The sequence below is a fragment of the Mycobacterium sp. 1245852.3 genome, from assembly GCF_001669335.1.
GTDB lineage: Bacteria > Actinomycetota > Actinomycetes > Mycobacteriales > Mycobacteriaceae > Mycobacterium > Mycobacterium europaeum_A.
Genome location: NZ_LZLL01000197.1, coordinates 1 through 11,110 on the forward strand (window position 1 = coordinate 1; position 11,110 = coordinate 11,110).

Here is an 11,110-nt window from a genome sequence, read left to right on the forward strand (position 1 = left end):
GGATACGGGCGTGCTGGCCACCCTGCTGGCGTGTGCCGAGAAGTACGGCCTGGCCGAGGTGTCGCCGATGGTGTGCAACATGGCCGACCCGGAGCGGCTGGCGTTCCCGTTGCGTCGCGGTCTGGTATGGCGCAGGCGCACAAGCGAATTACGCACCGAGGCGGGCCAGGACCTGCTGCCCGGGATCGCGTCGCTGTTCAACGGCGCGTTGTTTCGGGCCGCCACCCTGGACGCCGTCGGTGTCCCGGATCTGCGGCTGTTCATCCGCGGCGACGAGGTGGAACTGCACCGCCGGCTGGTGCGATCCGGCCTGCCGTTCGGGACCTGCCTGGACACCGTCTACCTGCATCCCTGCGGATCCGATGAGTTCCGGCCGATCCTGGGCGGCCGGATGCACACCCAATATCCCGACAACCCCACCAAGCGGTTTTACACCTACCGCAACCGCGGCTACCTGCTGTCGCAGCCCGGCCTGCGCAAGCTGGTGGTGCAGGAGTGGGTTCGGTTCGGCTGGTTCTTCCTGGTGAGCCGTCGCGACCCGCGGGGACTGGCCGAGTGGATCCGGTTGCGGCGCTTGGGGCGTCGCGAGCGGTTCGGGAAACCGGAAGGAACGCAGTGACTTTCGTCGACGCGGCGGCACAGTCGCGCACCTTTACCCGCGCCCGCAGCGATCTCGTCGACGGCTTCCGCCGTCATGAGCTGTGGTTGCACCTGGGCTGGCAGGACATCAAGCAGCGCTACCGGCGTTCGGTGCTGGGGCCGTTCTGGATCACCATCGCGACCGGTACCACCGCCGTCGCGATGGGCGGCTTGTACTCCAAGCTGTTTCATCTCGAGCTGTCGGTGCATCTGCCGTACGTCACGCTGGGGCTGATCATCTGGAACCTGATCAACGCCGCCATCCTGGAAGGCGCCGACGTCTTCGTCGCCAACGAGGGTCTGATCAAGCAGTTGCCCACGCCGCTGAGCGTGCACGTCTACCGGCTGGTGTGGCGGCAGATGATCCTGTTCGCGCACAACATCGTCATCTACGTCGTCATCGCGATGATCTTCCCCAAACCCTGGTCGTGGGCCGACCTTTCGGTGCTCCCCGCGCTGGCGCTGATCGTGCTGAACTGCATCTGGGTGTCGCTGTGTTTCGGCATCCTGGCCACCCGCTACCGCGACATCGGCCCGTTGCTGTTTTCGATCGTGCAGCTGCTGTTCTTCATGACGCCGATCATCTGGAACGACGACACCCTGCGGCAGCAGGGCGCCGGGCGCTGGTCGAAGATCGTCGAACTCAACCCCCTGCTGCACTACCTCGACATCGTGCGCGCCCCGCTGCTGGGCTCGCATCAGGAACTGCGGCACTGGGCCGTGGTGCTGGTGCTGACCGCCGTCGGCTGGCTGCTGGCCGCGTTCGCGATGCGCCAATATCGCGCCCGGGTGCCGTACTGGGTGTAGCCGCTGGGGTGCTGTCGCTCGAACTCCCATGCTGGCTGGGTTGCCGGGGACCCTTTTTGGGTGGACATTCGTGCTCAGATGAACGATGGAGGGCGCGCGATGGACATCGTCCCGTTGGGCCCGGGCTTTGCCGCCGAATTGCGTGGAGTGACGATCCACGAGATTGCTTCCGCCGACGCCGTATACGCGGTGGTGCGCGCGGCGTTCGAGGAGCATTCGGTTCTGGTCCTTCGTGACCAGGACGTCACCGATGAAGCGCAACTTGCCTTCTCGCGCCGGTTCGGCCCGCTCGAGGTCACCAAGCCGGGGTCGGTGGGCGCCGGCAGCAACCTCGTGGTGCTCAAGACCCTCGACGAAGAGGGCAACGTGGTGCCCGAGGATCACCGGCTTGCTCTCGAAAACAAGGCGAACCAGCTGTGGCACACCGACAGTTCGTTCAAGCGGGTGCCGGCGCTGGCTTCGGTGCTGTCGTCGCGCATCGTTCCTGCACGGGGAGGCGAGACCGAGTACGTCTCGACCCGGCTTGCGTTCGAGCGCCTCGATCCGGCGCTGCAACGGCAGCTGGAGAACTCCTTCGCCTGGCACGAGTACGCCTTTTCGCGCGCCAAGATCGCGCCGGACCTTGTCGGTCCCGTTGAACGGGCGGCGCTGCCACCGCAGTGTTGGCGTCTCGTCTGGACGAATCCAGTTAACGGCCGCAAGGCGTTGTACATGGCCTCGCACACTTTCGCGATCGAGGGCATGGAGCGGACAGCGGCGCAGGAGCTGCTGGCCGAGCTGACCCAGGCGGCGACCGCCCCCGAGGCGAGTTACCTGCACGCGTGGCGCAAGGGCGACGTGGTGATGTGGGACAACCGTGCGATCATGCACCGGGGCCGACCGTGGCCGGCGCGCGAGCCGCGCCACATGGTGCGGAGCACGATTGCCGCGACGGCCGGGGACGGGCTCGACGCGATGCGTCCGCCGAGGCGCCGGTGACATGCCACTTCGACGGCCACGCCGCCGTTCTAGGTGGTGGCGGGGGCCCCGTCGTGGTGTCACACTGAAACGCCACCTGAGCAACCGGTCGAAAGGTCCACCGACGTGAGCAAAAAGGTCCCATCGGCAGCGGACGCCGCGCGGAACAACCTCGAAGCGGAGCTGGACCGGCTACGGCAACGGCGCGAGCGCCTCGAGGCCGAGGTCAAGAACGACCGCGGGATGGTGGGCGACCACGGTGACGCGGCCGAGGCGATCCAGCGCGCGGAGGAACTGGTGGTGCTCACCGACCGGATCTCCGAATTGGACCGGCGCCTACGGGCCGGGCCGTCGGACACCGACGCGTCGGAGACGCTGCCCGGCGGCACCGAGGTGACGCTGCGGTTCGCCGACGGTGAAGTGGTCACGATGCAGGTGATCTCCATCGTCGAGGAGACTCCCGTCGGCGGGGAGGGCGAGACGTTGACCGCGCGCAGTCCGCTGGCCCAGGCCCTGGCCGGCCGCAAACCCGGCGACACGGTCACCTATTCGACGCCGCAGGGCGAGAACCAGGTCGAGTTGATCTCGGTCAAGCTGCCCCGCTGACGCTCGCCAAGAAAAGCCCGGCGGCCCCGTAGACTCCCCTCGATGGTTGCCCCGCTGCCCGATTCCGCGTCCGAGGACGTGCGCCCGGGCTTGCCCCTGACCACGCAGGTCATCCGGTTCGTCGTCACCGGTGGCCTGGCGGGAATCGTGGACTTCGGGCTCTACCTGCTGCTGTGGAAGGTCCTGGGCGTCCAGGTCGACCTGTCCAAGGCCACCAGCTTCATCGTCGGCACCATCACCGCCTACCTGATCAACCGCCGCTGGACCTTCCAGGCGAACCCCAGTACCGCCCGGTTCGTCGCCGTCATGGTTCTCTACGCCGTCACGTTCGCGGTCCAGGTCGGGCTCAACCACCTGTGCCTGGCGTTGCTGCACTACCGGGGGTGGGCGCCGCTGGTCGCATTCGTGATCGCCCAGGGCACCGCGACGGTGATCAACTTCGTGGTGCAGCGGGCCGTAATCTTCCGCATCCGCTGAGCCGCCATCGGCAGGCGGTACCCTCTTTGACGATGTCGAGCACCGATCCCGTGACCAAGCCCGCCCAGTTGATGGGCTTCGGGCGCACCGCGCCGTCGGTGGCCCAGGTGCTCTCCACCCGCGATCCCGAGGTGATCGCGAAGGCCGTAGCCCGGGTGGCCGACTCGGACGATCCCAAGGGCCGGGGCGTGATCGCCCGCGGCCTGGGCCGCTCCTACGGCGACAACGCCCAAAACGGCGGCGGCCTGGTGATCGACATGACCGGGCTCAACCGCATCCACTCGATCAGCGCCGACACCCGGCTGGTCGACGTCGACGCCGGGGTCAGCCTGGACCAGTTGATGAAGGCCGCGCTGCCGTTCGGGCTCTGGGTCCCGGTGCTGCCGGGAACCCGTCAGGTCACCGTCGGCGGCGCGATCGCCTGCGACATCCACGGCAAGAACCACCACAGCGCGGGCAGCTTCGGTAACCACGTCCGCTCGATGGACCTGCTCATGGCCGACGGCACCGTCCGCGCCATCACCCCCGACGGCGAGGACGCGGACCTGTTCTGGGCGACCGTCGGAGGCAACGGCCTGACCGGGATCGTGCTGCGCGCCACCATCGCCATGACTCCGACGGAGACGGCATATTTCATCGCCGACGGCATCGCCACCAAGGACCTCGACGAGACGGTCGCCGTTCACCTCGACGGCAGCGAAGCCAACTACACCTACTCCAGCGCCTGGTTCGACCTGATCAGCCCGCCACCGAAGCTGGGCCGCGCCGCGGTCAGCCGGGGCAGCCTGGCCAAGCTGGACCAGCTACCCAAGAAGCTGGCCAAGAACCCGCTGAAATTCGATGCGCCGCAGCTGTTGACGGTGCCGGACGTGTTTCCCGTCAGCGCCATGAACAAGCTGTCGTTCATGGCGATCGGCGAGGTGTATTACCGGCTGGGCGGAACCTACAGCGGCAAGATCCAGAACCTGTCGCAGTTCTACCACATGCTTGACCTGGTCAGCGGCTGGAATAATGCTTACGGCCCAAGGGGTTTCGCCCAACACCAATTCCTGGTTCCGCCGGACGCGATGGACGAATTCAAGGCCATCATCCGCTGGATCCAGACCAGCGGGCACTACTCGGCGCTCAACGTGTTCAAGCTCTTCGGCCCGGGCAACCGCGCGCCGCTGAGTTTCCCGATGGCCGGCTGGAACGTCGCCATGGACTTCCCCAACAAGCCGGGGATCAATGAGTTCCTCAACGAACTCGACCGGCGCGTCCTGGAATTCGGCGGAAGGGTATACACCGCCAAGGATTCCCGGGTGAGCGCAGAAACCTTCCACGCCATGTATCCGCGCATCGACGAATGGATCGCGATACGCCGCAAGGCCGACCCCCTGCGGGTGTTCGCCTCCGACATGGCCCGACGTTTGGAGCTGCTGTAAATGGTGCTCGATGCCGTAGGTAATCCGCAGACCATCCTGCTGCTCGGCGGTACCTCCGAGATCGGCCTGGCCATCTGCGAACGCTACCTGCAGAACGCGCACGCGCGAATTGTCCTGGCTGCCATGCCCAATGATCCGGCCCGGGACGCCGCGGTGGCCCAGATGAAGGCCGCCGGTGCGCGCTCGGTCGAGCTGATCGACTTCGAGGCCACCGACCCCGACACCCACCCGAAGATGATCGAGGCGGCCTTCGCCAACGGAGATATAGATGTCGCGATCGTCGCCTTCGGCATTCTCGGTGACGCCGAGGAGTTGTGGCAGAACCAGCAGAAAGCGGTGCTGGCCGCCGAAATCAACTACACCGCAGCGGTTTCGGTGGGCGTGCTGCTCGGTGAGAAAATGCGCGCCCAGGGCTTCGGGCAGATCATCGCGATGAGCTCGGCCGCCGGTGAGCGGGTGCGGCGGTCCAACTTCGTCTACGGCTCCACCAAGGCCGGGTTGGACGGATTCTATTTGGGGCTCGGAGAGGCGTTGCGTGAGTACGGGGTTCGCGTGCTGGTGATCCGGCCCGGCCAGGTGCGTACCCGGATGAGCGCGCACGTCAAGGAAGCCCCGCTCACCGTCGATAAGGAATACGTCGCCAACCTCGCGGTGACTGCGGCCGCCAAAGGTAAGGAATTGGTTTGGGCACCAGCAGCATTCCGCTATGTGATGATGGTGTTGCGACACGTCCCGCGTCCCATCTTCCGCAAGCTTCCCATTTGATCATGCGCAACGCGCTGGCCACCCTCGGCCAGATGGCCTTGGCGGCGCTGGTCGCGGTAGCCGTCGCGGTGGTCTCGCTGATCGCCATCTCCCGGGTGCAATGGCCGGCGTTCCCGTCCTCCAACCAACTGCACGCCCTGACCACCGTCGGGCAGGTCGGCTGCCTGGCCGGGCTGGTCGCCGTCGGCTGGGCGTGGCGGCGCTGCAGCCGTCCCCGCGGCCGGTGGTTGACCCGGTTGGGTGGGCTGGTCTTCGTGTCGGCGTTCACCGTGGTGACGCTGGGCATGCCGCTGGGGGCGACCAAGCTGTACCTGTTCGGCATCTCCGTCGACCAGCAGTTCCGCACCGAGTACGTCACCCGGCTCGCCGACAGCCCCGCCCTGCGCGACATGACCTACCTCGGGCTGCCGCCGTATTACCCGCCGGGCTGGTTCTGGATCGGCGGGCGCGCCGCCGCGCTCGGCGGCACACCGGCGTGGGAGATCTTCAAGCCGTGGGCCATCACGTCGATCACCATCGCGGTCGCGGTCGCGCTGGTGCTGTGGTGGCGCCTGGTCCGGTTCGAATACGCGCTGATCGTCACCGCCGCGACGGCCGCGGTGACGCTGGCCTACGGCTCGCCCGAGCCGTACTCGGCGATGATCACCGTGCTGTTGCCGCCGATGCTGGTGCTGACCTGGTCGGGCCTGCGCGCCGGTGAGCGCGGGACTGGCCGCGCTTCTGACGCCGAGCGTGAAACTAACTGCACAGTCGATTCCGAGCGTGAAACTAACTTCACACTCGCGGCAGGGGTGCGCGCGGAGCCGGACGCGCCCGGTCGTGCGGGGTGGAGCGCGGTGATCGCCGCCGGGCTGTTTCTGGGCTGGACGGCCACCTGGTACACGCTGCTGTTCGGGTTCACCGCGTTCACGGTCGCACTGATGGCCCTGTGGCTGGCCGGCGTGCGCTGGCGGCGCAATCGGCACAGCGGCGGCGTCAAGGCCGCCCTCGATCCGCTGCGGCGGTCGGCCGTCATCGCCGGCATCGCCGTCGTGATCGCCTGCACCACCTGGTTGCCGTTCGTGTTGCGGGCACTGCACAACCCGATCAGCAACACCGGCAGCGCCCAGCATTACCTGCCGGCCGACGGCGCGCAGCTGACGTTCCCGATGCTGCAGTTCACGCTGCTGGGCGTCGTCTGCCTGATCGGCACCCTGTGGCTGGTGGTGCGGGCCCGTTCGTCGGTGCGGGCGGGCGCCCTGGCCATCGGCGTGCTGGCGATCTATTTGTGGTCGCTGCTGTCGATGCTCACCACGCTGGCGCGCACCACCCTGTTGTCCTTCCGGCTGCAGCCGACCCTGAGCGTGCTGCTGGTCGCCGCCGGGGCGTTCGGCTTCGTCGAACTCGCCCAGGCGCTGGCCGCCGCGGGCCGCGACCGCGGCTGGGGCCGCGCCGTCTCCCCGGTGGCCGGCGCGATCGGGCTGGCCGCCGCGATCGCGTTCAGCCAGGACATCCCCGACGTGCTGCGGCCCGACCTCACCATCGCCTACACCGACACCGACGGTCACGGCCAACGCGGGGACCGCCGCCCGCCCAGCGCCGAGAAGTTTTACGCCACAATCGATCACGCCATCACCCAGGTGACCGGCAAGCCGCGCGATCAGACCGTCGTGATGACCGCCGACTACAGCTTCCTGTCCTTCTACCCGTACTGGGGATTTCAGGGCCTCACCTCGCACTACGCCAACCCGCTCGCGCAGTTCGACCTGCGGGCCGCGCAGATCAACAAGTGGTCCAACCTCAAGACCGCCGACGAGCTGCTCCATGCCCTGGACACCTGCCCCTGGCCCCCGCCCACGGTTTTCCTCATGCGCCGCGGCGCCGCGGGCAACTACACGCTGCGGCTGGCCGAGGACGTCTACCCCAACCAGCCCAACGTGCGGCGTTACACCGTCGATCTGCGCGGCGCCCTGTTCGACAGCCCGCGTTTCGCCGTCCAGAGCGTCGGCCCGTTCGTGCTGGCCATCCGCAAGCCGGGGGCGTAACCGCTGATGAGCACCGACACCACGCCTCAAACGGGGCCTCAAACGGCCGAAGAACTAGCATCTAGCTCCGTGAACGACACGGGAGCGAATCACCGGATCGCCCGGCTGGTTGCCTCCGTCGCCGGGCTGCTCGGCGTGCTGCTGGCGATCGCCACCCCGCTGCTCCCGGTCAACCAGACCACCGCCCAACTGAACTGGCCGCAGAACGGCACCTTCGGCAGCGTCGACGCCCCGCTGATCGGCTACGTGGCCACCGATTTGAACATCACCGTCCCGTGTGACGCCGCCGCCGGACTGGCCGGACCCGGCAACGCCGGCAAGACGGTGTTGTTGTCGACGGTGCCCAAGCAGGCACCCAAGGCCGTCGACCGGGGCCTGCTGATCGTGCGCGCCAACAACGACCTGGTGCTGGTGGTGCGCAACGTCCCGGTGGTGACCGCTCCGCTGAGCGAGGTGCTCAGTCCGGCCTGCCAGCGATTGACCTTCACCGCGCACGCCGAGAAGGTCACGGCCGAATTCGTCGGACTCACGCAGGGACCCAACGCCGAGCATCCCGGCTCGCCGCTGCGCGGCGAGAAAAGCGGCTACGACTTCCGGCCGCAGATCGTCGGGGTCTTCACCGACCTGAGCGGACCGGCGCCGTCGGGCCTGCACTTCTCGGCGACCATCGACACCCGCTACAGCAGCAGCCCCACCCCGCTGAAGATGGCCGCGATGATCCTGGGGCTGGTGCTGACCGCCGCCGCCCTGGTCGCGCTGCACATTCTCGACACCGCAGACGGCACCCGGCACCGCCGCTTCCTACCGGCCCGCTGGTGGTCGATCGGCGGGCTGGACGCGCTGGTGATCGGCGTGCTGGTGTGGTGGCATTTCGTCGGCGCCAACACGTCCGACGACGGCTACATCCTGACCATGGCACGGGTCTCCGAGCACGCCGGTTACATGGCCAACTACTACCGCTGGTTCGGCACGCCCGAAGCGCCGTTCGGCTGGTACTACGACCTGCTGGCGCTGTGGGCCCACGTGAGCACCACCAGCGTCTGGATGCGGTTGCCCACCCTGGTGATGGCGCTGACGTGCTGGTGGGTGATCAGCCGCGAGGTCATGCCCCGGCTGGGTCATGCCGTCAAACAGAACCGGGCCGCGGCCTGGACCGCCGCGGGCATGTTCCTGGCCGTCTGGCTGCCGCTCGACAACGGCCTGCGGCCCGAGCCGATCATCGCCCTGGGCATCCTGCTGACCTGGTGCTCGGTGGAACGCGCGGTGGCCACCAGCCGGCTGCTGCCGGTGGCGATCGCCTGCATCATCGGCGCGCTGACCCTGTTCTCCGGGCCGACGGGCATCGCCTCGATCGGCGCGCTGCTGGTCGCGATCGGGCCGCTGCGGACCATCCTGCATCGCCGCTCCACGCGGTTCGGTGCGCTGCCGCTGATAGCCCCGCTGCTGGCCGCCGCCACCGTCACCGCGATCCTGATCTTCCGCGACCAGACCCTGACCGGCGAGATCCAGGCCAGCATGCTCAAGCGGGCGGTCGGCCCCAGCCTGAGTTGGTTCGACGAACACATTCGCTACGAGCGGCTGTTCATGGCCAGCCCGGACGGGTCGGTCGCCCGCCGCTTCGCCGTACTGGCGCTGGTTCTCGCGCTCGGCGTCACGGTGGCAATGTCGTTGCGCAAGGGCCGGATTCCGGGCACGGCCGCCGGGCCGAGCCGGCGCATCGTCGGCATCACCATCATCTCCTTCGCCGCGATGATGTTCACCCCCACCAAATGGACCCACCACTTCGGGGTGTTCGCCGGGCTGGCCGGACCGCTGGGCGCGCTGGCCGCGGTCGCGGTGACCGCGGTGGCGATGCGGTCGCGGCGCAACCGGACCGTGTACGCCGCGGTGGTGCTGTTCCTGGTGGCGTTGTCGTTCGCCAGCGTCAACGGCTGGTGGTACGTCTCGAATTTCGGCGTGCCCTGGTCCAACGAGTTCCCGGCCTGGCACTACGCCTTCGCCACCGCGCTGCTCGGGTTGACCGCGGCGGTGCTGCTGCTGGCCGCCTGGTTCCACTTCGTCGCCCCGGACAACGGGCCGCCCAGAACCCGGCTGGGCGCCCGAGTGGCCGGAATCATCCAGTCCCCCTTGGCAATTGCCACATGGGTCCTGGTGGTGTTCGAGGTGGCCTCGCTGACCCTGGCGATGACCGACCAGTATCCGGCATGGTCGGTCGGTCGCTCCAATCTGCAAGCGCTGACCGGGAAGTCGTGCGGACTGGCCGAGGACGTGCTGGTGGAGCAGGAGCCCAACGCCGGCATGCTGGCGCCGGTGAACGCTTCGGTCGCCGACGCATTGGGCGCCGGCCTGTCGGAAGGCTTCACGCCCAACGGAATTCCCGCCGACGTGCGCGCGGACCCGGTGATGGAACGGCCGGGTGACCGCAGCTTCGTCAACGACGAGGAGAAGACCGGCAGCAACCAGGCCGGCACCGAGGGCGGCACCACCCCGGCACCGGGCATCAACGGCTCGTCGGCCCAGCTGCCCTTCAACCTCGATCCCGCCCGCACGCCGGTGCTCGGCAGCTGGCGCTCGGGCATCCAGATTCCCGCGCACCTGCGGTCCAGCTGGTATCGACTGCCGGCGCGCGACAAGGCGCGCCCGCTGCTGGTGGTGAGCGCCGCCGGGCGCTTCGACCCCCGCGAGGTCCAGGTGCAGTGGGCCACCGACGATCAGGCGGCCGGCGGACACCCCGGCGGTTCGTTCCAATTCGCCGACGTGGGGGCGTCGCCGGCCTGGCGCAACCTGCGGTTGCCACTGTCGGCGATCCCGAGCTCGGCCACCCAGATCCGGCTGGTCGCCGACGACGAGGACTTGGCCCCGCAGCACTGGATCGCGCTGACCCCGCCCAGGATTCCGCAGCTGCGCACGCTGCAGGACGTGGTGGGCTCCGCCGACCCGGTGTTCCTCGACTGGCTCGTCGGGCTCGCCTTCCCGTGCCAGCGACCGTTCGGTCACCAGAACGGCGTCGACGAGACGGCGAGATGGCGCATCCTGCCCGACCGATTCGGCGCCGAGGCCAACTCGCCGGTGATGGACAACAACGGCGGCGGCCCGCTGGGGGTGACCGAGCTGTTGGTCAAGGCGACCACGATGGCCACCTACCTCAAGGACGACTGGTCTCGCGACTGGGGTTCGCTGCAGCGGCTGACGCCCTACTACCCGGACGCGCAGCCCGCCCACCTGCTGCTGGGGACGGCCACCCGCAGCGGCCTGTGGGGCCCGGCACCGCTGCGTAAAACCTAGGCGCACGGCGCTTTTCTCGAGTGCTTCGCCGCACGGGTGCGACGGCCCGCGCGGGCCGACCCTTGCCGTCCCGCCGTCGGTAAGCCTAGACTTACGGTTCGTGGTCACTTACCAAACGGGTGACGT

At 68.3% G+C, this 11,110-nt stretch carries 9 protein-coding genes; all 9 read left to right on the forward strand.

The genetic code is table 11. The annotated features are described in order from the left end of the window. On the forward strand, positions 1-619 hold a 619-nt coding region (locus tag A9W96_RS08955), incomplete at its 5' end, for a glycosyltransferase family 2 protein (RefSeq protein WP_197497876.1). Continuing rightward, positions 616-1,446 (forward strand): ABC transporter permease, encoded by an 831-nt coding sequence (locus A9W96_RS08960; protein WP_066873040.1) that lies wholly within the window; start codon positions 616-618, stop codon positions 1,444-1,446. The genes A9W96_RS08955 and A9W96_RS08960, both read left to right, overlap by 4 nt. Positions 1,447-1,545: 99 nt before the next feature. Beyond that, positions 1,546-2,424, forward strand: coding sequence for a TauD/TfdA family dioxygenase (locus A9W96_RS08965; protein ID WP_067139093.1), 879 nt, complete (start codon positions 1,546-1,548; stop codon positions 2,422-2,424). A gap of 105 nt (positions 2,425-2,529) precedes the next feature. Next, the gene (locus A9W96_RS08970; RefSeq protein WP_066873046.1) at positions 2,530-3,009 is read left to right on the forward strand and encodes a GreA/GreB family elongation factor; all 480 of its coding nucleotides are present in this window, start codon (positions 2,530-2,532) and stop codon (positions 3,007-3,009) included. Between the two features lie 111 nt (positions 3,010-3,120). Then, on the forward strand, positions 3,121-3,486 hold the full coding sequence (locus tag A9W96_RS08975) for a GtrA family protein (protein WP_156748758.1): 366 nt from the start codon (positions 3,121-3,123) through the stop codon (positions 3,484-3,486). Between the two features lie 32 nt (positions 3,487-3,518). Beyond that, the gene (locus A9W96_RS08980; RefSeq protein ID WP_066876956.1) at positions 3,519-4,910 is read left to right on the forward strand and encodes an FAD-binding oxidoreductase; all 1,392 of its coding nucleotides are present in this window, start codon (positions 3,519-3,521) and stop codon (positions 4,908-4,910) included. Next, entirely contained in the window at positions 4,911-5,675 is a 765-nt protein-coding gene (locus A9W96_RS08985) for a decaprenylphospho-beta-D-erythro-pentofuranosid-2-ulose 2-reductase (protein WP_066873055.1), read from the forward strand. It begins immediately after the preceding gene. A 2-nt stretch (positions 5,676-5,677) separates the two neighbouring features. Continuing rightward, positions 5,678-7,699, forward strand: a complete 2,022-nt coding sequence (locus A9W96_RS08990; protein WP_067139096.1) for a galactan 5-O-arabinofuranosyltransferase — start codon at positions 5,678-5,680, stop codon at positions 7,697-7,699. A 6-nt stretch (positions 7,700-7,705) separates the two neighbouring features. Continuing rightward, the gene (locus tag A9W96_RS08995) at positions 7,706-10,984 is read left to right on the forward strand and encodes an arabinosyltransferase domain-containing protein (RefSeq protein WP_156765168.1); all 3,279 of its coding nucleotides are present in this window, start codon (positions 7,706-7,708) and stop codon (positions 10,982-10,984) included. Positions 10,985-11,110 lie beyond the last annotated feature (126 nt).